The sequence below is a fragment of the Streptomyces sp. NPDC048254 genome, assembly GCF_043201895.1.
Lineage (GTDB): Bacteria > Actinomycetota > Actinomycetes > Streptomycetales > Streptomycetaceae > Streptomyces.
On sequence record NZ_JBICZJ010000037.1, the window covers coordinates 1 to 20,580 of the forward strand.

Annotated in this window: 20 protein-coding genes; 14 read left to right on the forward strand and 6 right to left on the reverse strand. The window is 70.6% G+C overall.

What is annotated here, in order from left to right; all coding sequences use genetic code 11:
* Positions 1-131: 131 nt before the first annotated feature.
* The gene (locus ACGFZQ_RS50810; protein ID WP_351738752.1) at positions 132-1,025 is read right to left on the reverse strand and encodes an RNA polymerase sigma factor SigF; all 894 of its coding nucleotides are present in this window, start codon (positions 1,023-1,025) and stop codon (positions 132-134) included.
* Between the two features lie 305 nt (positions 1,026-1,330).
* Here ACGFZQ_RS50810 and ACGFZQ_RS50815 point away from each other — a divergent pair, with 305 nt between their 5' ends.
* The 6 genes from ACGFZQ_RS50815 (at position 1,331) to ACGFZQ_RS50840 (ending at position 6,640) form a co-directional block, all read left to right on the forward strand.
* Positions 1,331-1,735 carry an STAS domain-containing protein gene (locus ACGFZQ_RS50815; protein WP_351738750.1) on the forward strand — a complete coding sequence of 135 codons (405 nt, stop codon included), beginning with the start codon at positions 1,331-1,333 and terminating at the stop codon, positions 1,733-1,735.
* A gap of 180 nt (positions 1,736-1,915) precedes the next feature.
* Positions 1,916-2,434, forward strand: a complete 519-nt coding sequence (locus ACGFZQ_RS50820) for an ATP-binding protein (RefSeq protein WP_393846303.1) — start codon at positions 1,916-1,918, stop codon at positions 2,432-2,434.
* Positions 2,435-2,695: 261 nt separating this feature from the next.
* Positions 2,696-3,379 (forward strand): LPXTG cell wall anchor domain-containing protein, encoded by a 684-nt coding sequence (locus ACGFZQ_RS50825; protein WP_393846304.1) that lies wholly within the window; start codon positions 2,696-2,698, stop codon positions 3,377-3,379.
* 29 nt (positions 3,380-3,408) lie between these two features.
* The gene (locus tag ACGFZQ_RS50830; protein ID WP_393846305.1) at positions 3,409-4,260 is read left to right on the forward strand and encodes a hypothetical protein; all 852 of its coding nucleotides are present in this window, start codon (positions 3,409-3,411) and stop codon (positions 4,258-4,260) included.
* Positions 4,257-5,327 (forward strand): hypothetical protein, encoded by a 1,071-nt coding sequence (locus ACGFZQ_RS50835; RefSeq protein ID WP_393846306.1) that lies wholly within the window; start codon positions 4,257-4,259, stop codon positions 5,325-5,327. Before ACGFZQ_RS50830 ends, ACGFZQ_RS50835 begins: the two co-directional genes overlap by 4 nt.
* Before the next feature lie 2 nt (positions 5,328-5,329).
* Positions 5,330-6,640, forward strand: coding sequence for a hypothetical protein (locus ACGFZQ_RS50840; RefSeq protein WP_393846307.1), 1,311 nt, complete (start codon positions 5,330-5,332; stop codon positions 6,638-6,640).
* 111 nt (positions 6,641-6,751) lie between these two features.
* Here the strand turns inward: ACGFZQ_RS50840 and ACGFZQ_RS50845 are convergent, their stop codons facing one another.
* Positions 6,752-8,248 (reverse strand): oligopeptide:H+ symporter, encoded by a 1,497-nt coding sequence (locus ACGFZQ_RS50845; protein ID WP_393846308.1) that lies wholly within the window; start codon positions 8,246-8,248, stop codon positions 6,752-6,754.
* A gap of 489 nt (positions 8,249-8,737) precedes the next feature.
* Here ACGFZQ_RS50845 and ACGFZQ_RS50850 point away from each other — a divergent pair, with 489 nt between their 5' ends.
* Together ACGFZQ_RS50850 and ACGFZQ_RS50855 are read left to right on the forward strand one after the other, a co-directional pair.
* Entirely contained in the window at positions 8,738-9,415 is a 678-nt protein-coding gene (locus ACGFZQ_RS50850) for a response regulator transcription factor (protein ID WP_007382513.1), read from the forward strand.
* Positions 9,416-9,533: 118 nt separating this feature from the next.
* Positions 9,534-10,808 carry an ATP-binding protein gene (locus tag ACGFZQ_RS50855; RefSeq protein ID WP_351738732.1) on the forward strand — a complete coding sequence of 425 codons (1,275 nt, stop codon included), beginning with the start codon at positions 9,534-9,536 and terminating at the stop codon, positions 10,806-10,808.
* Between the two features lie 9 nt (positions 10,809-10,817).
* Here the strand turns inward: ACGFZQ_RS50855 and ACGFZQ_RS50860 are convergent, their stop codons facing one another.
* Positions 10,818-11,327: a GtrA family protein gene (locus tag ACGFZQ_RS50860; protein ID WP_393846309.1), complete on the reverse strand. Its 510-nt coding sequence runs from the start codon at positions 11,325-11,327 to the stop codon at positions 10,818-10,820.
* A 207-nt stretch (positions 11,328-11,534) separates the two neighbouring features.
* Here ACGFZQ_RS50860 and ACGFZQ_RS50865 point away from each other — a divergent pair, with 207 nt between their 5' ends.
* The 4 genes from ACGFZQ_RS50865 to ACGFZQ_RS50880 all read left to right on the forward strand — a co-directional run bounded on the left by ACGFZQ_RS50865 (position 11,535) and on the right by ACGFZQ_RS50880 (position 15,707).
* Positions 11,535-12,674 carry a 5-(carboxyamino)imidazole ribonucleotide synthase gene (locus ACGFZQ_RS50865; protein ID WP_393846310.1) on the forward strand — a complete coding sequence of 380 codons (1,140 nt, stop codon included), beginning with the start codon at positions 11,535-11,537 and terminating at the stop codon, positions 12,672-12,674.
* A complete protein-coding gene (gene purE / locus ACGFZQ_RS50870) occupies positions 12,671-13,195 on the forward strand; it encodes a 5-(carboxyamino)imidazole ribonucleotide mutase (protein ID WP_351738724.1) in 525 nt (174 codons plus the stop codon). The genes ACGFZQ_RS50865 and purE overlap by 4 nt, the downstream gene beginning before the upstream one ends.
* A 21-nt stretch (positions 13,196-13,216) precedes the next feature.
* Entirely contained in the window at positions 13,217-14,395 is a 1,179-nt protein-coding gene (locus ACGFZQ_RS50875) for a dipeptidase (RefSeq protein ID WP_393846311.1), read from the forward strand.
* 217 nt (positions 14,396-14,612) lie between these two features.
* The gene (locus tag ACGFZQ_RS50880; RefSeq protein WP_393846312.1) at positions 14,613-15,707 is read left to right on the forward strand and encodes a dipeptidase; all 1,095 of its coding nucleotides are present in this window, start codon (positions 14,613-14,615) and stop codon (positions 15,705-15,707) included.
* Positions 15,708-15,735: 28 nt separating this feature from the next.
* Here ACGFZQ_RS50880 and ACGFZQ_RS50885 read toward each other — a convergent pair whose 3' ends face one another.
* Both ACGFZQ_RS50885 and ACGFZQ_RS50890 read right to left on the reverse strand, forming a co-directional pair.
* Positions 15,736-16,122 (reverse strand): VOC family protein, encoded by a 387-nt coding sequence (locus ACGFZQ_RS50885; RefSeq protein WP_393846313.1) that lies wholly within the window; start codon positions 16,120-16,122, stop codon positions 15,736-15,738.
* 13 nt (positions 16,123-16,135) lie between these two features.
* Positions 16,136-16,495 (reverse strand): VOC family protein, encoded by a 360-nt coding sequence (locus ACGFZQ_RS50890; RefSeq protein ID WP_393846314.1) that lies wholly within the window; start codon positions 16,493-16,495, stop codon positions 16,136-16,138.
* A gap of 121 nt (positions 16,496-16,616) precedes the next feature.
* On the opposite strand from ACGFZQ_RS50890, the gene ACGFZQ_RS50895 reads away from it, so the two are divergent.
* Positions 16,617-17,123: a CGNR zinc finger domain-containing protein gene (locus ACGFZQ_RS50895; RefSeq protein ID WP_351738714.1), complete on the forward strand. Its 507-nt coding sequence runs from the start codon at positions 16,617-16,619 to the stop codon at positions 17,121-17,123.
* Positions 17,124-17,231: 108 nt separating this feature from the next.
* On the opposite strand, the gene ACGFZQ_RS50900 is transcribed toward ACGFZQ_RS50895, so the two are convergent.
* Positions 17,232-18,575, reverse strand: coding sequence for a UDP-glucose dehydrogenase family protein (locus ACGFZQ_RS50900; RefSeq protein ID WP_393846315.1), 1,344 nt, complete (start codon positions 18,573-18,575; stop codon positions 17,232-17,234).
* A 177-nt stretch (positions 18,576-18,752) separates the two neighbouring features.
* Here ACGFZQ_RS50900 and ACGFZQ_RS50905 point away from each other — a divergent pair, with 177 nt between their 5' ends.
* Positions 18,753-19,910 (forward strand): acyl-CoA dehydrogenase, encoded by a 1,158-nt coding sequence (locus ACGFZQ_RS50905; protein ID WP_393846316.1) that lies wholly within the window; start codon positions 18,753-18,755, stop codon positions 19,908-19,910.
* Positions 19,911-20,580 lie beyond the last annotated feature (670 nt).

The window sequence follows — 20,580 nt, forward strand, 5'->3', positions numbered from 1 at the left end:
GCGGGGCTGTTTTGGGGGGGGGGGGTGCGGGGTGGGGGGGGGGGGGGGGGGGGGCGGCACCGGGCGGGGGGGGGGGGGGCCCCCCCGCCCCCCCCGCCCCCGCAGTCGTACGACCCCGGCAGCCGCTTCTGTCACTCGTCCAGCGTCAGCGCCTTGCGCAACTGCACCAGCGTCCGGGACAGCAGCCGGGACACGTGCATCTGCGAGATGCCGAGTTCCTCGCCGATCTCCGACTGGGTCATGCCGGCGACGAAACGCAGCGAGAGGATCTTGCGGTCCCTGGAGGGAAGTTCGGCGATCAGCGGCTTCAGGGACTCGATGTACTCGATGCCTTCGAGGCCGTGGTCCTCGTAGCCGATGCGGTCCGCCAGGGCGCCCTCGGACTCGTCCTCGTCCGGCTGTGCGTCCAGGGAGGAGGCCGTGTACGCGTTGGAGGCGGCCATGCCCTCGACGACCTCGTCGTTCGAGAGGCCGAGGCGCTCCGCGAGTTCCGCGACCGTGGGGGCGCGGTCCAGCTTCTGGGACAGCTCGTCGCCCGCCTTGGCGAGGTCGAGCCGGAGCTCCTGGAGGCGGCGCGGGACCCGTACCGACCACGACGTGTCGCGGAAGAAGCGCTTGATCTCGCCGATGATGGTTGGCATCGCGAAGGTGGGGAACTCGACGCCACGGGAGAGTTCGAAGCGGTCGATCGCCTTGATCAGGCCGATCGTGCCGACCTGGATGATGTCCTCCATCGGCTCGCTGCGGGAGCGGAACCGGGAGGCGGCGAACTTGACGAGCGCGAGGTTCAGTTCGACGAGCGTGTTGCGTACGTACGAGTACTCGTGGGTGCCTTCCTCCAGCGACTCCAGCCGCTCGAAGAGGGTCTTGGACAGGGCTCGCGCGTCGACCGCGTCGACCTCGTCGTACGGGGGGATCTCGGGGAGGTCGAGCTCCCTGGCGAGTCCCTCGATGGCATCCAGTTGTTCCGGTGGGGGTGTCGACGTCGCCGTCCGGGTATGCGATGCGTCGAGCCGGGGTGACATGGTGTCCTCCATCGTTCTCGGCATAAGGCTGCCGAAGCCGTGCGTGCACTGCGGAGTGCGGCGCCTCCAAAGCCGGCCGTGTCGGTTTTCGTGTCCCTACTAGCCCTACCCGCTCCGGCGAGCCACTCGCAAGTCCGTTCTATTAGCATTTGTCCGATTGTGAGAGGTTGTTCGGGTGTCGGAGTACGTGGAGAAGGCGTAATGTTCGAGGGCGCCGACACGGCGTTCGGCAGACATCGGTGGGCATCGTCAGACATCGGTCAGACGGTGGTAAAAGCGGTCACGACCTCGGGAGAGAGACGGCAATGGACCACGGGACGGTCGGCAGCGCACAGTCGGGCCGGCTGCTGGTGGAAGTGCGGGAAGAGGGCCCCAGCGCCGTCGTGATTCCGGCGGGTGAGCTCGATCACCACACCGCCGATCTGCTGCGCGAGCCGCTCGACGATCTCCTCGACAAAGGCTTCTCACGCCTTGTCGTCGACTGTTCGCGCCTTGAGTTCTGCGACTCCACCGGGCTGAACGTGCTGCTCGGCACCCGGCTGCGGGCCGAGGCCGCCGGAGGCGGGGTGCATCTCGCCGGGATGCTGCCCGTCGTCGCCCGGGTGTTCGAGATCACGGGGGCCGAGGCGGTCTTCACCGTCCATGACTCCGTCGAGGCGGCCCTGGCCGATGAACCCGACGAACCCGGCGAAACCGACAACGAGAGCTGAGTCCTGGCCCGGTGTTCGGAACCGAGGGGTGTCCCGGCGGATCGCCCGGGCAGGAGACATTCTGGATCTGTCGGCGACCTACCGGCCCCGGTTGAGTAGGTCGTGCCGACAGGCCCGTACGAACTGCAGCAACGCGAATTTGTGAATCGTGAACCGGTGAAACGGTGAGGTGAAGCGCTGATGAGCACCACCCGGCCTTACCCGCCGGGCGACCGCGGCCCGGAGACCGGCGGCGTCTCCGGGGTGTCCGAGGGGGCGGCGTCCGACGTGCCGCCCGCCTCGTCGGGGGGTCGTCAGGTCCGCAGGCTGCGCCTCGCCGGCGAGAGCGGGGTCGTCCCGCTCGCGCGCGACTTCGCCCGGCAGGCGCTGTACGCGTGGGGCTGGCTGCCCGCCGCGTCCGCCGACCGCAGGGCCGCCGCCGAGGATGTGCTGCTCGTCGTCTCCGAACTCGTCACCAACGCGTGCCTGCACGCGGAGGGGCCGGACGAGTTGTTCCTGGCCTGCGACAACAAGGTGATCCGGGTGGAGGTGTCCGACCGGGGGGCCGGGCAGCCGGCGCCGCGGACTCCGCATCGGGCGGGGCGGCCGGGAGGGCACGGCATGTTCATCGTGCAGCGGCTGTGCCTGGACTGGGGGGTCGTCCGGGCGTCCGGGGAGACCGGGAAGACGGTCTGGGCGGAGCTGGGGGCGCCGGCGTAAGGGGGTTCCCTGGTGTCGGGGTGCGGACCGGTGGGGGCTTGTCGCGCCCACGCGGCGGTAGCCGCGTATCAGACACAGCCCCGCGCCCCTTACGGGGCGCTTCGCTTGCGGCGCGCTTCACTCACGGGGCGCTCACACTTCCGCCATGCCCTTTCTCTTCCCTCCTCATGGGCCCCGGCGTACCTTGACGGCCGAATCTGATACCTCGTCAGTAGCGAATGGGGTGGACCGACCGTGTCGTCGTACCCGAAACGTACCGCCGTGCTCGCGTCCGCCGCCGCCCTGGCAGGCTCGGCGGTGCTGCTCACCGCCCCGGCGGCGCACGCCACCGTCGTCGACGTCAACTACGCCTGCAAGACGCCGATCGGCGACAAGAGCGCCGTCTCCCCGATCGACATCAAGGGCGTCCGGAGCGGCAGCGGCTACAAGATCACGATGTCCTGGCAGAAGGGGGTCTCCTCCAGCCCCGTCGAACTCGGCAAGGGCGCGATGAACCCGAGCGCCACCATCAAGCTCGGCGGCGCCGACAGCGGGACCCTGAACGTGACCGGCTCGCCCAACCAGGCCGCGATACCCGCCAACACCCCCATCAAGATCAACGACCTGAGCGGCACCTACACGCCGGAGAAGACCGGCAAGGTGACCTTCACGGCGGGCATCCTCACCATCAAGGCGCTCGGCACGACGACGACCTGCACCCCCACCAACAACCCCGGCCCGTCCCTGACCCTGGACGTGACCGCGGCGAGCGGGGGCGGCTCCACCGGCTCGACCGGTTCGGGCTCGTCGTCCGGCGGCACCGGCGCCGACTCCGCGGGCACCCTCCCGAAGACCGGCCCCGAGGACTCGTTCGTCGCGCTCGGCACCCTGGGTGGCACCGTGCTGCTCGCGGGCGCGGCCGGCGCCCTCTGGCTGACCCGGCGGAACCAGGCCGTACGCCGCTGACCTTGAGGGTCCGACCGCTGGAGTCGCCCATGCCGTCCGCCCAGTCCGCCACCCGTGTGCTCGGCCTCGCCGTGCTGACCCTGCTCGCCACCGTCCCGCGCGCGGCGGCGGCCGGGGGCTGGTCCCTCGCGCCCACGGGTGGCGGCCGCCCGTCCTTCTACGCCGAGGGCGCCCCCGGGGCGGTCCTCCAGGACACCGTGTCGGTGACCAACCGCGGCGGGCACCCGGTCACGGTACGGCTGTCCGGCACCGGCGTCCCCGTCGCCTTCGCCGAGCCGAGCGTCCGCGTGCCCGCGCGCACCCGGGCCGACGTCCCCTTCACGGTGACCGTCCCGGCCGGTGCCGCTCCCGGCGACCGCCCCGGCACGCTCGTCGCGAAGGACGCCGACGGTCGCACCGCCACCGTCCGCGTCCGGCTGCGCGTCGGCGGCCCCACCCTGAGAGCGCTGACCGTCGAACATGTCGCCGTCCACGGCGACCGCATCACGTACGAGCTGGTCAACCGGGGGACGACCGTCCTCGTACCGAAGCTCGCGGTGCACGCGGAGGGGGTCTTCGGCCGGGACCTGCTCGACCGCGCCCCGCGCACCCTCCCGGTCCGCCTCGCCCCGGGCAGCCGCACCGAACTCAGCGAGCCCTGGGCCGGCCACCCCGCCCTGGACGCGGTCGACGTCCGGCTGACGGCGACGGCGGCGGGCGGTGCGCACGACACGGCGGGCGCGCGGGCGCGGTTCGTGCCCTGGGGCGCGGTCGCGGGGACCGCGGGCGCGCTGACGGCGGGCGCCGCCGTGACGGTCGTACGACTGCGCAGGCGCCGTGCCGACCGGGCGACGGCCGAACCCCTTTCCACGGAGACCGAGTTGACGGGAGCGGCGAGGTGAGAGCGCGCGCGATCGCGATAGCGACGGCGCTGGCGGCGGTGTTCGCACTGCTTCTGACGCCCCTGGCCGCGGCCGCCGACGGGCCGGCCGTCAAGGTCTCCGAGCCGCAGGCCGGCACCGGCGGTTCGATCACCGTGAGCGGCACCGGCTGGCGGCCGCACACCCTGCTGATGATGCTGATCTGCGGCCAGGCCACCCCCGCCCGGGGGGTGATCGGCGGCACCAACTCCTGCGCCAACGCCGACGGACGCGCCGTCACCACCGACGCGAAGGGCGGCTTCGGCAAGCAACTCCCGGTCACCGAGCCGCCGGTGCCCTGCCCCTGCGTGGTGCACGTGGCCACCGTGACCGGCGCGAAGGCCGACGCGGACGCCGTCTTCCAGGTCGCCGGGCACCCCGTGAAGGCGCTGCCCGCCGAGCCCACCGGCGGCCGCCTCTCGATGCTCACCGACACCCGCCTCGACGGCTCCTCGGGCCTGCTGACCTGGTTCGGCGCACCCCCCTCCCGCACCCTCGTCTTCACCATCGGCAACGCGGGCTCCACCACCCTCAAGGACCCCGTCTTCCAAGTCGGCACCGCACACGGTGTGTTCGCCCCCCAGTGGGACGAGCAGCAGTGGCGCGGCACCCTCGCACCCGGCAAGAAGGCGCAGATCAAGCTGCCCGTCGAACTCTCCGCCGGGGCGCACGGCGACTACACCGTCTCCCTCCGGTACGACGGCAAGGTCCTCGCCGAGCAGCCCTGGGGCGTCGGCCGCCCCTGGGGCGTGACCTTGTTCTGGCTCCTGCTCTGCGTGGTCGTACCGGCCGCCGTCTTCCGTATCGGCATGGCGGTGGTCGACCGGGTACGACCGCCCCGCGCGGGCGGCATCCGCCACCGGGGCGTGCACCGCCCGACTCTCCGGCTGCCGCGCGTCCGCGCGCCGCAGCCCGCGCCCGACACGACCTCGACCCTGCCGTGGTTCACCCCGGACAACGATCCGGGCACGGCGGCCGGTCGGCTCTCCGCACCGCACGACGACAGTTCCACGAGTCCCACGACTCCCACCAGGAAGGGAACCACGTGACCATGCGAAGGAGAGTGACACCGGTCAGAGCGGGTGCGGCGGCGGCCGCGCTGGTCCTCGCCGGGGCGGGCGCCCTGCTCGGCGCGGCCGCCGGGACCGCACAGGCGGCCGAGGTGTCGTTCGCGACCCACTGCGTACCGCCCGCCGGTGTCGCCGACCCCGTCGACGGGACCACGAAGGTGGAGATCACCGCGCCCGCCACCGCGAAGGTCGGCGACACGGTCGACATCACCTGGAAGTTCGTACAGGCCGCGTCCAAGAACCCGGACATCATCGACCTGCCCGCCAACTCGGTCCAGCCGTCCGGCACGCTCAAGGCGGCCGGCGCCCAGACCGCCGACATCGCCCTGCAGGGGCCGCGCGAGAACCCGGCGATCCCCAAGGGCGGCGACATGGTGCTGTCCGACATGACGGGCACGCTGAAACTGACGTCACCCGGCGAGGTGACGCTCACCCCGGACGCGTACAAGGTCAACGCGTTCGGGACGGACACCGTGTGCACGCCGTCGGCGACGGTGCCGAAGGCGGCGACGATCGAGGTGACCGGCAGCGGTTCGAGCGACTCGGCGACACCGACCGACACCGGCTCGGCCTCCCCGTCCCCCTCGGACTCGGCGTCGGAGTCCGCCTCCGCCTCCCCGTCCGACTCGGTCTCCGCCTCCGCCTCCGCCTCCTCCTCCGACGGCACGGGCTCCGGCCAGACCGACTTCACGGGCAAGGAGGTCGAGGTCCCCTACGCCTGCAAGACACCCATCGGCGACAAGAACGCGACCTCGCCGGTGCAGATCAACGCCAAGAAGAACGGCGGGAGTTTCGACCTCACCGTGCAGTTCAACGGGTCGGTGATGGACAGCCCCGCGGACATCCCGGCGGACTCGGTGAAGCCGTCGATGGAGGTGGTCCTGGGCGGCGCCGACAAGGGCACGGTCCATGTGGAGGGCCCCACCAACTCCTCCGCGATCAAGTCCGGCGACCCGATCGACATCCCGGACCTGACGGGCACGTACAAGCCGGGGGCGAGCGGTGAGTCGACACTGTCGCCGGGTGTGCTGACGGTCAACGCGCTCGGTACGACCACGACGTGCACGCCGACCAAGTCGGAGGTGTCGTTGACGCTGGACACGACCGAGCAGGCGAGCGGGGCTTCGGGGGGTTCGTCGACGTCGGGCGGTTCGTCGAGCAGCAGCGGCGGCCTGGCAGAGACAGGTGACAGCAGCAACGGGGCAGTGAAGGCACTGGGTCTGGTGGCAGGAACGGCCATCTTGCTGGGCGGCGCTGTGTTCACCTTCATGCCGCGAAAAAGGATGAGGTGACTTAGTCAGGGGCGCGGGGAACTGCGCGACCAGCGACATCCGGCGGATAGCCGAGACACGACGAGGGCCACCCCATTCCAAAGAATGCGGTGGCCCTCTGTCAGAAGACGATCAGTGAACGTCTCCCATGAGCTCCCGGACCTTCTTCCGGTACATCCACACCGCCGCACCGGCGAGCACCGCCAGCACCGCCTGGAACGCCACGATCCCCGTCTTGTTGAGGTCGACGCCGGCGATGGACAGCAGACCGGTCGTCGCGTCGCCCGCGGTGACCGCCAGGAACCACACGCCCATCATCTGGGACGCGTACTTCGCCGGAGCCATCTTGGTCGTCACGGACAGACCCACCGGAGAGAGCAGCAGCTCACCCACGGTCTGCACGAAGTAGATCCCGACCAGCCACATCGCCGCGGCCTTGTGACCGCCGTCCGCGATCGACAGCGGCGCGAGGAACAGGAAGAACGACGCACCGATCAGCACCAGACCACCGGCGAACTTCACGGCCGTGCTCGGCTCCTTGCCGCGCCGGGCCAGCGCCAGCCACGCCCAGGCGAAGACCGGCGCGAACGCCATGATCATGACCGGGTTGACGGACTGGTACCAGGAGACCGGGAAGTTCCAGCCGAAGACGGTGTTCTTGGCGGAGGCGTCGGCGAACAGGGAGACGGTCGAGCCACCCTGGTCGTAGATCATCCAGAAGATGGCCGCGGCCACGAAGAACCAGATGTACGCGCTCATCTTGGACTGCTCGGCGCGGTCCAGGTCCTTGTCGCGCTTGATGCGGGCGATGACGACGACCGGGATCAGCAGACCGGCGATCGTGATCGGGACCAGCAGCCAGTTCAGCGTGTAGACGCCGGAGACACCCACGACGACGTAGAAGACCACGGCGACGGCGGCCCACAGACCGGCCTTCGTGAGCGTCGCCTTCTTCTCCGCGGCGGACAGCGGCGTCGGGACGATGTCCGAACGCGAGCTCAGGTGGCGCGTGCCGAGCAGGAACTGGGCCAGGCCCAGCGCCATGCCGAGCGCGGCCAGCGCGAAGCCGAGGTGCCAGTTGTAGTTCTCGCCGACCGTGCCGATGGCCAGCGGCGCGGCGAACGCGCCCACGTTGATGCCGATGTAGAAGAGCGTGAAGCCACCGTCACGGCGCGGGTCGTCCGGACCGTCGTACAGATGACCGACCATCGTGGAGATGTTGGCCTTCAGCAGACCTGAGCCTATGGCGACCAGGCCGAGGCCCGCGAAGAAGGTACCGGCGCTGGGCAGCGCCAGCGTCAGGTGGCCGAGCATGATGATCACACCCGCGACGGCGACCGTTTTACGGGGGCCGAGGACACGGTCGGCGAACCAGCCGCCCGGCAGGGTGAGCAGGTACACGAGCGACAGGTACACCGAGTAGATCGCCGTCGCCGTGGCCGCGCTCATGTGCAGGCCACCGGGGGCGACCAGGTACAGCGGGAGCAGGGCCTTCATGCCGTAGTAGGAGAAACGCTCCCACATCTCGGTCATGAAGAGAGTGGCCAGTCCGCGGGGGTGGCCGAAGAAGGTCTTCTCGGAACCGGGGGTGCCCGGTCGGACCGAGTCCTTCGTCAGGCTGGACGCCATGGGTCGTTCCTTGCTGGTCGGGACGCGCGGTGGGGCTGTGCGCGCCCGTGGGGGGAGCGGCCGGCACCGGCGGGTCGGACCGTCCACCCCACGCCCAGGGGGAGTCCGCCCCGGATCACGGAGCGGCGGACGGCGACCACCGGGATCCACGCGCCGTGACGCTGTGTCGCGTCCGGAGCCCGGCCAGAGGTCATTCCTTTCAAGGCCGGCCTGGGCCGACCCGCACACAAAAGAGACCTTCAGCGTCAAAGCCCGCCAAAGGTCACCGGGTGTACTACAGGCGTTCACGTCACTGTACGTCAGGACACTACCGTATATGGAAGGACTTGAGACACGGATCACAGGTGTCGGGGGAACCGTGCGCCCCTTTCGAAGGCCCCTCCACGATCTCACCTCTCGCTCACAGGTTCGTACCACTGTGCCCCAAGGTAAGAATCCCTGGTGCCGATCACACCCCGGCACAGCGCGTAATCGGACTACCATCACCTCATGACCCGTGTACTGCTCGCCGAGGACGACGCGTCCATTTCGGAGCCGCTGGCCCGCGCACTGCGCCGGGAAGGTTACGAGGTCGAGGTGCGCGAGGACGGACCCACCGCGCTCGACGCCGGAATGCAGGGCGGCATCGACCTGGTCGTGCTGGACCTCGGGCTGCCCGGCATGGACGGCCTGGAGGTGGCGCGCCGGCTGCGTGCCGAGGGCCACGCCGTACCGATTCTCATCCTCACCGCGCGGGCCGACGAGGTGGACACCGTCGTCGGCCTGGACGCGGGTGCCGACGACTACGTCACCAAGCCGTTCCGGCTCGCCGAACTGCTCGCCCGGGTACGGGCGCTGCTCCGCCGTGGCGCCGCGGAGCCCGCGCAGCCGCCGGCCACGCACGGGGTGCGGATCGACGTCGAGTCGCACCGGGCGTGGATGGGCGACGAGGAGCTCCAGCTCACCGCGAAGGAGTTCGACCTGCTGCGGGTGCTGGTGCGGGACGCCGGGCGGGTGGTTACTCGTGACCAGCTGATGCGGGAGGTCTGGGACACGACGTGGTGGTCGTCGACCAAGACGCTCGACATGCACATCTCGTGGCTGCGCAAGAAGCTCGGCGACGATGCGGCGAACCCGCGGTACATCGCTACGGTGCGTGGTGTGGGCTTCCGGTTCGAGAAGAGTTAAGTGCGATTCGTCGTGGGTGGCACCGGTAAGTGCGCGACTGGCCGTCGTCGTGGGCTGATCGCGCCCACGCGGCGGAGCCGCACATGTCTGGGCCCCGCGCCCCTGAAGGGGCGCTGACGTGCGTCGTCGTCTGATCCAGTCCACCCTCGCCGTCGTGCTCGTCGTCATCGCCGTGTTCGGTGTCTCCTTGGTGATCGTCGAGAGTCGGACCATCAGCAACAGCGCCCAGGAGCGGGTGGACTCCGAGGCGCTCCGGCTCGCCAGCATCGTCGACAGCCGCATCCTCGGGGACGAGGACGTCACCGCCGGGATACTGCACAGCCAGGTCGGCAAGGACCAGTACGCCGTCATCCGGATCCCGGGCAAGGCGCCGATCGAGCTCGGGGTCAAACCCGAGGGCGATGTCATCCACTACACCGTCGACGGTGAGGAAGGCGAGACGGTCACCGTCCAGGAGCCGCGGTCCACGGTGACCCGGGAGGTCGGCCGGACGCTGCTGATCATCGGCGCCGTCGCGCTGCTCGCCGTGATCGCCGCCGTGCTGCTGGCCATCCGGCAGGCCAACCGGCTCGCCTCGCCGCTCACCGACCTCGCCGAGACCGCCGAGCGGCTCGGCTCCGGCGACCCGCGCCCGCGGCACAAGCGGTACGGCGTCCCGGAGCTGGACCGGGTCGCCGACGTGCTGGACTCCTCCGCCGAGCGGATCGGGCGGATGCTCACCGCCGAGCGGCGGCTGGCCGCCGACGCCTCCCACCAGCTGCGCACCCCGCTGACCGCGCTGTCCATGCGACTCGAGGAGATCACCCTCACCGACGACCCGGACACCGTGAAGGAGGAGGCGAACGTGGCGTTGACGCAGGTGGAGCGGCTGACCGATGTCGTGGAGCGGCTGCTGACGAACTCCCGCGACCCGCGCACCGGCTCCGCCGTCACCTTCGACCTCGACGAGGTCATCCAGCAGCAGCTCGCCGAGTGGCGGCCCGCCTACCGCAGCTCGGGCCGGGCGATCGTCAGCTCCGGCAAGCGGCATCTGCGGGCGGTGGGCACGCCGGGCGCGGTCGCGCAGGTGCTGGCCGCGCTGATCGAGAACTCGCTGATGCACGGCGGCGGCACGGTCGCCCTGCGGACCAGGGTCACCGGCAACCAGGCGGTCGTCGAGGTGACCGACGAGGGGGCCGGGGTCCCCGCCGACCTCGGCAACCGGATCTTCGAGCGGACGATCAGCGGCCGCAACTCCACCGGGATCGGGCTGGCCGTCGCCCGCGACCTCGCGGAGGCCGACGGCGGCCGTCTGGAACTGCTCCAGGCCCAGCCGCCGGTGTTCGGCCTGTTCCTGTCCCGCACCCCGCCGGCCCACAAACCGCCGGACGACGACCTGCCGACGGTCCGCTAGGACGAATGGTCAGAAGACCCGCTGCCTGGGCTTGGGCTTCGGGGTGTCGGCGGCCCGCTCCAGGATCGCCTCCGCGTCGGCGACCGTCTCACGGGCCGGCAGCGCCTTGAACACCCAGGAGCGGTACGACCAGAAGCGGAACAGCGTCGCCACGCCGATGCCGACGAACTTGAAGACGTTGCTCTGCAGCGGGCTGTCCCAGCCGAAGCCGTAGGTCGCCAGATACAGCAGACCGTTCTCGATCACCAGGCCCACCGCGCTGAACAGCAGGAACAGGGTGAGTTCCTTGGTGCGGCCGCCCTTGTCACGGTCCCGGTACGTCCAGTAGCGGAAGCCGAGGTAGTTGAAGACGATGGCGACGACGGTGGCTATGACGCTCGCTCGCACCACCGGAAGTTCGGTGAGGTGCCGGACCAGGTTGAAGACGCCGAGATTGACGAGAATGCCGGCACCGCCGACGGCGCCGAATTTGGCGACCTCGCGTACGAGACGTTGCAGCCCCGAGGAACCACGTTCCATGGTTGTGCGGGCTCCTGTCCGTAGGTATTGGCGACCCAGCCATGCTAACGACCCAGTGTGTCCCACGCCTGTGGATGACGACACAGGTCGGGAACGGCTTGGAAAGAGCACCGGAAAAGCGGGGCAAGAGGCGGCGAAGCGTCAGGTAAGAGCCCTGGTTGCGGGCGCGGAAACCGGCCACCGTGGCGCGGCCGATACCCTGGGGGCGTGACGTTCCCGGTAGTCGGCATGGTCGGCGGGGGCCAGCTCGCGCGTATGACGCACGAAGCGGGCATCCCGTTGGGCATCAGGTTCAAGCTCCTCAGTGACACTCCTCAGGATTCCGCGGCCCAGGTGGTGAGCGATGTCGTCATCGGCGACTACCGCGACCTGGAGACACTGCGTGCCTTCGCGCGCGGCTGCGATGTGATCACCTTCGATCACGAGCACGTGCCCACGGAGCATCTGCGGGCTCTGGAGGCGGACGGCATCCCCGTGCGCCCCGGCCCCGACGCTCTGGTGCACGCCCAGGACAAGGGCGTGATGCGGGCCAGGCTCGACGCGATCGGCATCCCCTGCCCGCGCCACCGGATCGTGGCCGACCCGGAGGACGTGGTCCGGTTCGCGTCCGAGGGCGACGGCTTCCCGGTCGTCCTCAAGACGGTCCGCGGCGGCTACGACGGCAAGGGTGTGTGGGTCGTCGAGACGGCCGAGGAGGCCTCCGACCCCTTCCGGGCCGGCGTGCCCGTCCTCGCCGAGGAGAAGGTCGACTACGTCCGCGAGCTGGCCGCCAACGTCGTACGCTCCCCGCACGGCCAGGCCGTCGCCTACCCGGTGGTCGAGTCCCAGCAGGTGAACGGGGTCTGTGACACGGTCATCGCCCCCGCCCCCGACCTGGACGAGGCCCTCGCCCTGCGGGCCGAGGAGATGGCGCTGCGGATCGCCAAGGAGCTGGGCGTCGTCGGCCACCTCGCCGTCGAGCTGTTCCAGACCCGTGACGGCCGCATCCTCGTCAACGAACTGGCGATGCGCCCCCACAACTCCGGCCACTGGAGTCAGGACGGCGCGATCACCAGCCAGTTCGCCAACCATGTGCGGGCGGTCCTCGACCTGCCCCTGGGCGACCCGCGCCCGCGCGCGAAGTGGACGGTCATGGTCAACGTCCTCGGCGGCGACTACCCCGACATGTACTCCGCGTACCTGCACTGCATGGCCCGCGACCCCAGACTGAAGATCCACATGTACGGCAAGGACGTGAAGCCCGGCCGCAAGGTCGGCCACGTCAACACCTACGGCGACGACCTGGACGACGTTCTCGAACGCGCACGTCACGCTGCCGGCTACCTGAGAGGCACGATCACCCAATGAGCCCCGTTGTTGGCATCGTCATGGGTTCGGACTCCGACTGGCCCGTCATGGAGGCCGCCGCCAAGGCACTCGACGAGTTCGAGATCGCCTACGAGGTCGACGTCGTCTCCGCGCACCGCATGCCGCGCGAGATGGTGACGTACGGCGAGCAGGCGGCGGAGCGCGGTCTGAAGGTGATCATCGCGGGTGCCGGGGGAGCGGCCCACCTCCCGGGCATGCTCGCCTCCGTCACCCCCCTCCCGGTCATCGGCGTCCCGGTCCCGCTGAAGTACCTCGACGGCATGGACAGCCTGCTGTCGATCGTGCAGATGCCGGCCGGCGTCCCGGTCGCCACGGTCTCCGTCGCCGGCGCCCGGAACGCGGGCCTGCTGGCCGCCCGCATCCTGGCCACGCACGACGAGGACCTGCTGGCCCGGATGCGGGACTTCCAGCAGGACCTCAACGACCAGGCGACCGAGAAGGGCAAGCGCCTGCGGTCGAAGGTCGAGAGTGGCTCGAACGGCTTCGGCTTCGGCAAGTAGGACACCGGGAAGCAATACGCAATGACCTCTCTCGACGAAGCCCGGTCCCTGCTGCGCGAGTTCCCGGTCGTCGACGGCCACAACGACCTGCCCTACGCACTGCGCGAGCAGGTCCGCTACGACCTCGACGCCCGTGACATCGCCGGCCACCAGAACGCGCATCTGCACACCGACATCCCGCGCCTGCGCGAGGGCGGGGTGGGCGCGCAGTTCTGGTCGGTGTACGTCCGCTCGGACCTGCCGGGCGCGGTCCCGGCGACCCTCGAACAGATCGACTGCGTACGGCAGCTGATCGCCCGTTACCCGGCCGACCTGCGGGCCGCGCTGACCGCCGCCGACATGGAGGCGGCGCGCGCCGAAGGCCGTATCGCCTCCCTGATGGGCGCGGAGGGCGGCCACTCCATCGACAACTCGCTGGGCACCCTGCGCGGTCTGTACGAGCTGGGCGTGCGCTACATGACGCTCACCCACAACGACAACAACGACTGGGCGGACTCGGCGACCGACGAGCCGAACGTGGGCGGTCTGTCCGCCTTCGGCCGCGAGGTGGTGCGGGAGATGAACCGCCTGGGCATGCTGGTGGACCTCTCCCACGTGGCCGCGACGACCATGCGGGCCGCGCTCGACACCACCACCGCCCCGGTGGTCTTCTCGCACTCCTCCGCCCGGGCCGTCTGCGATCACCCCCGCAACATCCCGGACGACGTCCTCGAACGCCTCTCCGCCAACGGCGGTGTGGCGATGGTGACGTTCGTACCGAAGTTCGTGCTCCAGGCGGCGGTCGACTGGACGGCGGCGGCCGACGACAACATGCGCGCGCACGGCTTCCACCACCTCGACACCACCGAGGACGCGATGAAGATCCACCGGGCCTTCGAGGAGAGCCACCCCCGCCCGGTCGCGACGACGGCCACGGTCGCCGACCACCTCGACCACATGCGCGAGACCGCCGGCATCGACCACATCGGCATCGGCGGCGACTACGACGGCACGGCCTTCACCCCCGACGGCCTGAACGACGTCTCCGGCTACCCCAACCTGATCGCCGAACTCCTCGACCGCGGCTGGTCCCGCCCCGACCTGGCCAAGCTCACCTGGCAGAACGCGGTCCGCGTCCTGGGCGCGGCGGAGGACGTGGCCCGGGACCTCCAGGGGACGCGGGGGCCGTCGAACGCCACCATCTCCCAGCTGGACGGCTGACCGGCGGGGCGAGGCGGGGCGGGGCGGGGCGGCCGGTGTGACCGTCGGCCCCGCCCCAGTCCGTCCCGGTCCCGGTGGCCACCGGCTCCGTCACCCGCGCCGTGCGGGCGGCCGTACCCCCGAACGCCCCGTCCACCAGGAACCCTCCCGGGCGGCCGTGCGACGGTGGGCTACAGCCCCATCACGACGTAGCTCACGACGACGTACGGAGCCCGCAATGGCCGACCTCCACGACATTCCCGCCACGACCGAGGTCGGCGAGGACGACAGCCTCCCGGACGACCCGTTCACGGCGGTGTCCCACGCCGAGTTCCTGGACCGGGCCCATGTCCTGCTGGCCGCGCACCCGGTCGCGGACGGCTACAGCGGGCTGCCGCGGGCGCTCGGGCCGCTGCCCTGGTACGACCTGGAACTGGGCGAGGCGGCCGTGGACACGGACGTGCCCCGGCTGCGCGAGGGCCATGTGGGCGCGCTCTTCTGGTCGCTGGACCTGCCGGAGGAGGAGCGCGGCGGCCGGGCCGTGGGGGCCACCCTGGAACAGCTGGACCTGGCGCGCCGGGTGGTCGGGAGGCACCCGGAGGGGCTCCGGCTGGTGCGCACCGCCGGGCAGATCATCGACGCCCGCCACTGCGGCCGGGTCGCCGTGGTGCTCGGCCCCGCCTCCGCCGCCGCCGTCGACGACTCCCTCGGCATCCTGCGCGTCCTGAACTCCCTCGGCCTGCGCGTGCTCTCCCTGGCCGGGGCCGCCTGGGCGGACCGGGAGGGGCTGACCCGGTTCGGCGAGGAAGTGGTCCGCGAGATGAACCGGCTCGGCGTGCTCGCCGACCTGTCCGGCGCCCCGGAGCCCGTCCTTGCCCGGGTGCTCGCCCTGTCCAAGACGCCGGTCCTGTGCACCCGCTCCGCCGCCGCGGCCGTACGCCCGCACCCCGCCAACCTCTCCGACGCACTGCTCGTGCAGCTGGGCGAGCAGCAGGGCCTGTGCATGGTGCCGCTGACCGCCGAGCAGTCCGGGCCGGCCGTCCCGGACGTCGCCGACCACCTCGACCACGTCCGGATCGTGGCCGGCCCCGAGTGCGTCGCCCTGTCCGGCAGCTACGACACCGGAGCCGCCCACCCCCGCGACCTCGCCGACACCTCCCGCTATCCGCACCTGATCGCCGAACTGCTCCGACGCGGCTGGTCCGAGACCGAGCTGTCCCTGCTGACCTGGGAAAACGTCCAGCGAGTGCTACGCAGCGCCGACTTCACCGCCCGCGCGGCCCAACGCCGCCGCGAGCCGACCCCCGCCAGTCCGGCCGACCCGGAGGCGTGAGCCCACCGGGCCGGTCCGGACGGCGTGATCAGGGGATCCGGCACAGACAGAAGGGATGGCCGGCCGGGTCGGCGTACACCTGGAAGTCCTTCTTCTCCCGGTCCTCCAGATCCAGCGGGCGCGCCCCCAGCGCCAGCACCTTCTCGTGCGCCGCGTCGACCTCCTCCCAGGTCGACCCGGCGTCGAAGTCGAGATGGAACTGCTGGGCGTTGCGGTCGGCCCGCGGCCACTCGGGCGGCGTGTACCCCGCCACCCGCTGGAAGCCCAGCCGTGGTCCGTGCGGTACCTGCAGGACGACCCACTCGTCGCCCTCCGCCACCGGGGTACCTCCGGCGACGGCGGCGTAGAAGCGGGCCAGCGCGAGCGGGTCGGGACAGTCGATCACTACGTTGCGCAGACGGGCGACGATCGCCATGAGTCCTCCTGGGTCAGCAGGCGCAGAGACAGAACGGGTGCCCAGCCGGGTCGGCGTACACCCGGAAGCTGCGCGCCCTGTCCGCCGCGTCCAGCGGCTTCGCGCCCAACTCCAGCACCGCCTTCTCGGCCGCGTCCAGATCGTCCACCGTCAGGTCCAGGTGGAACTGCTGGGAATCGTCGGGCGCGGGCCACTTCGGCGGCACGAGACCGGGCGCCTTCTGGAAGGCCAGCGCCTGTCCGCCGGGCACCACCAGGTCCACCCACTCCTCGTCCCCCTCGACGCTGCCACCCAGCACCGCCGCGTAGAAACCGGCGAGTGCGGACGGGTCGGGGCAGTCCAGGACGACGACACCGAGCTTGGCGAGAGCCATGACTTCCTCCTCGAAGTCCGAGTTTCCTGTTACCTGTAGAGCCGGGTAACCAGTCACCGTTACCGCATGCTCCCGTAGTGGAGGTAACCTCGCAAGGGAATTCGGGAGGTAGCTGGCAGGGATGAGTGAGAGATCGCCCGCGCCGGGCGGCCTGGCCCTGGTCGAGGCCCTGGTGAACACGCTGGACATCGAGTCGGGCGCCGACGCGCTCGACACGCCGGACGGCAGGGCGCGCCTCGGCATCACGGAAGCCGGACTCCCACCCGCGCGCGCCCTGCGCGAGTCGCTGCGCGCCACCCTCCTGGCCCACGCCGGCCACCCCCCGCACCGCGCGGTGACCCCGCTGGGAGAACTGCTCGCGCACGCCCCCCTGTATGTCGCCGTCGACCCTGCCGACGGCTCGGCGGCCCTCGTCCCCGGGGACTCGGCCCCGCTGCACTCCCGGATCGCCGCCGCCGTTGCCACGGCCCTGGTGGAGGGCACCTGGACCCGCCTCAAGGCCTGCGAGGCCGACACCTGCCACTGGGCGTACTACGACCGCAGCCCGGCGGGACGCGGCCGCTGGTGCTCGATGCAGGTGTGCGGGGCGCGCGCGAAGATGCGCCGGTACCGGGCCAAGGACAAGTAAGGCACAGGCCGTTCACCGGTCACACCTGTGCCGCGTGGTGCAGAATGCAGCAAGACACCGGTTCGGCCGACTGAGCCTCGGCCGAACCGGTGTCGTCTCGGTTCCACCTCAGGCGGTCGGCCGCCCCATCGCCCGGTACGTCCACCCCGCCCGCCGCCAGACCTCCGGCTCCAGCGCGTTACGCCCGTCGAGGATCACCTTCGCCGAGGTCACCGCACCCAGCGCCGCCGGATCCAGCTCCCGGAACTCCCGCCACTCCGTCAGATGCAGCACGACATGCGCCCCCCGCACGGCCTCCAGCGCGGCATCCGCGTAGCCGAGCGTCGGGAACAGCCGCCGGGCGTTCTCCATCCCCTTCGGGTCGTACACCGTCACCTGCCCGCCCTGCAGATGGATCTGCCCGGCGACGTTCAGCGCCGGCGAGTCCCGCACGTCGTCCGAGTCCGGCTTGAACGTCGCGCCGAGCACCGCGACCCGCTTCCCCAGGAACGACCCGCCTCCCAGTGCCTCCCGGGCCATCTCGACCATCTGCCCCCGGCGCCGCATGTTGATGGAGTCGATCTCGCGCAGGAAGGTCAGCGCCTGGTCGGCGCCCAGCTCGCCCGCGCGGGCCATGAACGCCCGGATGTCCTTCGGCAGGCAGCCGCCGCCGAACCCGATCCCCGCGCGCAGGAACTTCTTCCCGATCCGGTCGTCGTGCCCGATCGCCTCCGCCAGCCTGGCCACATCGCCGTCCGCGGCCTCGCACACCTCGGCCATGGCGTTGATGAAGGAGATCTTGGTCGCCAGGAAGGAGTTCGCGGCCGTCTTCACCAGCTCGGCGGTCGGGAAGTCGGTCACCACGAACGGCGTGTCCTCGCCCAGCGGCGTCGCGTACACCTCGCGCAGCAGCTTCTCGGCCCGCTCGCTGCGCACGCCGACCACGATCCGGTCGGGGTGCAGGGTGTCCTGGACGGCGAAGCCCTCCCGCAGGAACTCCGGGTTCCAGGCCAGCTCGGCCTCGGCGCCCGCGGGCGCGTTCTCGGCGAGGTAGGCGGCCAGCCGGTCCGCCGAACCGACCGGCACGGTCGACTTGCCGACGACGAGCGCGGGCCCGGTGAGATGCGGGGCCAGCGACGCTATCGCGGAGTCGACGTACGACATGTCGCACGCGTACTCGCCGTGCTTCTGCGGGGTGTTCACACAGACGAAGTGGACATCCCCGAAGGCGCCCACCTCGGCCCAGTCGGTGGTGAAGCGCAGCCGCCCGGTGGAGCCTTCGAAGCCCGCCACGTGCCGGCGCAGCAACTCGTCGAGCCCCGGCTCGTACATCGGGGTCTCGCCGCGCTCCAGCATGGCGATCTTCTCGGGTACGACGTCGAGGCCGAGTACCTCGAAGCCGAGCTCCGCCATGGCCGCGGCATGCGTGGCGCCGAGATAACCGGTGCCGATCACAGTGATCTTGAGGCTCATGATGCTCCAGCTCGGGGACGTGTGTGCCTGCTGCGGGGCCGAGCATAACCGGGCCCTCCCGCGGGCAACTTTCCCGCTGTCGCGTACCTCACGTCACCGTTCCGTGGGCCGCGCTCTAAACTTTGAGTTACTTAACAGTAATTAGCGTCAGCACCACTGCGTCTGGAGTGAGAGACCTTGGCCGGATCGGCTGACTTCGACCTGTACCGCCCGTCCGAGGAGCACGACATGCTCCGCGACGTCGTCCGCGCGCTGGTCGAGGCGAAGATCGCCCCGTACGCGGCCGCGGTGGACGAGGAGGCGCGCTTCCCGCAGGAGGCCCTCGACGCGCTGGTCGCGGGCGACCTGCACGCCGTGCACGTCCCCGAGGAGTACGGCGGTGCCGGCGCCGACGCGCTCGCCACGGTCATCGTGATCGAGGAGGTGGCCCGCGCCTGCGTCTCCTCCTCCCTCATCCCCGCCGTGAACAAGCTGGGCTCGCTCCCGGTGATCCTCTCCGGCGGCGAGGACCTGAAGAAGAAGTACCTGGCGCCGCTGGCCAAGGGCGACGCGATGTTCTCGTACTGCCTCTCCGAGCCGGAGGCGGGCTCCGACGCGGCCGGCATGAAGACGAAGGCGGTCCGCGACGGCGACCACTACGTCCTCAACGGCGTGAAGCGCTGGATCACCAACGCGGGCGTGTCCGACTACTACACCGTCATGGCGGTGACCGACCCGTCCAAGCGCTCGAAGGGCATCTCCGCGTTCGTCGTCGAGAAGTCCGACGAGGGCGTCTCCTTCGGCGCCCCGGAGAAGAAGCTCGGCATCAAGGGCTCGCCGACCCGTGAGGTCTACTTCGACAACGTCCGTATCCCCGCCGACCGCATGATCGGCGCGGAGGGCACCGGCTTCGCGACGGCGATGAAGACCCTGGACCACACCCGCATCACCATCGCCGCCCAGGCGCTGGGTGTGGCGCAGGGCGCGCTGGACTACGCCAAGGGCTACGTCCAGGAGCGCAAGCAGTTCGGCAAGCCGATCGGCGACTTCCAGGGCATCCAGTTCATGCTCGCCGACATGGCCATGAAGATCGCCGCGGCCCGTGCCCTCACCTACCAGGCCGCGGCCGCCTCCGAGCGCGGCGACGCCGACCTCACCTTCCAGGGCGCGGCGGCGAAGTGCTTCGCCTCCGACACCGCCATGGAGGTCACCACGGACGCCGTCCAGCTCCTCGGCGGCTACGGCTACACCCGCGACTACCCGGTCGAGCGCATGATGCGCGACGCCAAGATCACCCAGATTTATGAGGGCACGAATCAAGTCCAGCGGATCGTGATGGCGAGGAACCTGCCGTAGCAGGTTTTTGCAGGTCAAAGGCGATTTCGAGGGTCCGAGAGGACATCCTTGGCTTTCTGCCCGTTGCGGCCCGATCAGGACCGTTCCGGGGCGTCATGCTGGGGGAATCCTGGGTGGATGCCGGGCTGAAAACAGCCACTGACCTGCACAAACAACACAGCCCCCGGCATGACGCCGGGGGGCTGTTGTCGTACGCGGATCAGGCGACTTCTGTCGCCTTCGTGGGGTCGTCCGCGCCGGGCATCAGCATGGTTGCGATGGCTGCCCGGCCGCGCTGCTCGGCCCCTTCGAAGATGTAGTGGTAGTGCTCCCTGAGACGGCCCCGGCACCTTCACGGGCCTGTTCCGAACGCCGGAGTACTTCGAACCCGGTCTGACCGCCTGAGCGGTCCCCTCGGCGGCCCCATCTGTGTGTTCCCCCCGGTGGCGCATGGGCGGGGGCCTTCCACTGCCCCTGTGGTCATGGGGAAATCCTGGGGAGCCCCCCTCTGAAGGGGTCGTTCGTGCAGGTCACAGCCGTATGGCCTGTAAAGCACCCAGATCTACGAAGGGGCGAACCAGGTCCAGCGGATCGTCATGGCCCGCAACCTGCCGTAACCACACCGGCATCCGGCGAGAAGGCGCCCCGCGGGGCGCCTTCTCCGGCTCCGGGGCCGAATGGCGTTACCGAA

What these genes read in the sequence shown, in the direction of transcription:
- ACGFZQ_RS50810 (WP_351738752.1), bottom strand. Translation starts at nt 1,025, where the DNA reads ATGTCACCCCGGCTCGACGCATCGCATACCCGGACGGCGACGTCGACA.
- ACGFZQ_RS50815 (WP_351738750.1), top strand. Translation starts at nt 1,331, where the DNA reads ATGGACCACGGGACGGTCGGCAGCGCACAGTCGGGCCGGCTGCTGGTG.
- ACGFZQ_RS50820 (WP_393846303.1), top strand. Translation starts at nt 1,916, where the DNA reads ATGAGCACCACCCGGCCTTACCCGCCGGGCGACCGCGGCCCGGAGACC.
- ACGFZQ_RS50830 (WP_393846305.1), top strand. Translation starts at nt 3,409, where the DNA reads ATGCCGTCCGCCCAGTCCGCCACCCGTGTGCTCGGCCTCGCCGTGCTG.
- ACGFZQ_RS50840 (WP_393846307.1), top strand. Translation starts at nt 5,330, where the DNA reads ATGCGAAGGAGAGTGACACCGGTCAGAGCGGGTGCGGCGGCGGCCGCG.
- ACGFZQ_RS50845 (WP_393846308.1), bottom strand. Translation starts at nt 8,248, where the DNA reads ATGGCGTCCAGCCTGACGAAGGACTCGGTCCGACCGGGCACCCCCGGT.
- ACGFZQ_RS50850 (WP_007382513.1), top strand. Translation starts at nt 8,738, where the DNA reads ATGACCCGTGTACTGCTCGCCGAGGACGACGCGTCCATTTCGGAGCCG.
- ACGFZQ_RS50860 (WP_393846309.1), bottom strand. Translation starts at nt 11,327, where the DNA reads ATGGAACGTGGTTCCTCGGGGCTGCAACGTCTCGTACGCGAGGTCGCC.
- purE (WP_351738724.1), top strand. Translation starts at nt 12,671, where the DNA reads ATGAGCCCCGTTGTTGGCATCGTCATGGGTTCGGACTCCGACTGGCCC.
- ACGFZQ_RS50875 (WP_393846311.1), top strand. Translation starts at nt 13,217, where the DNA reads ATGACCTCTCTCGACGAAGCCCGGTCCCTGCTGCGCGAGTTCCCGGTC.
- ACGFZQ_RS50880 (WP_393846312.1), top strand. Translation starts at nt 14,613, where the DNA reads ATGGCCGACCTCCACGACATTCCCGCCACGACCGAGGTCGGCGAGGAC.
- ACGFZQ_RS50885 (WP_393846313.1), bottom strand. Translation starts at nt 16,122, where the DNA reads ATGGCGATCGTCGCCCGTCTGCGCAACGTAGTGATCGACTGTCCCGAC.
- ACGFZQ_RS50890 (WP_393846314.1), bottom strand. Translation starts at nt 16,495, where the DNA reads ATGGCTCTCGCCAAGCTCGGTGTCGTCGTCCTGGACTGCCCCGACCCG.
- ACGFZQ_RS50895 (WP_351738714.1), top strand. Translation starts at nt 16,617, where the DNA reads ATGAGTGAGAGATCGCCCGCGCCGGGCGGCCTGGCCCTGGTCGAGGCC.
- ACGFZQ_RS50900 (WP_393846315.1), bottom strand. Translation starts at nt 18,575, where the DNA reads ATGAGCCTCAAGATCACTGTGATCGGCACCGGTTATCTCGGCGCCACG.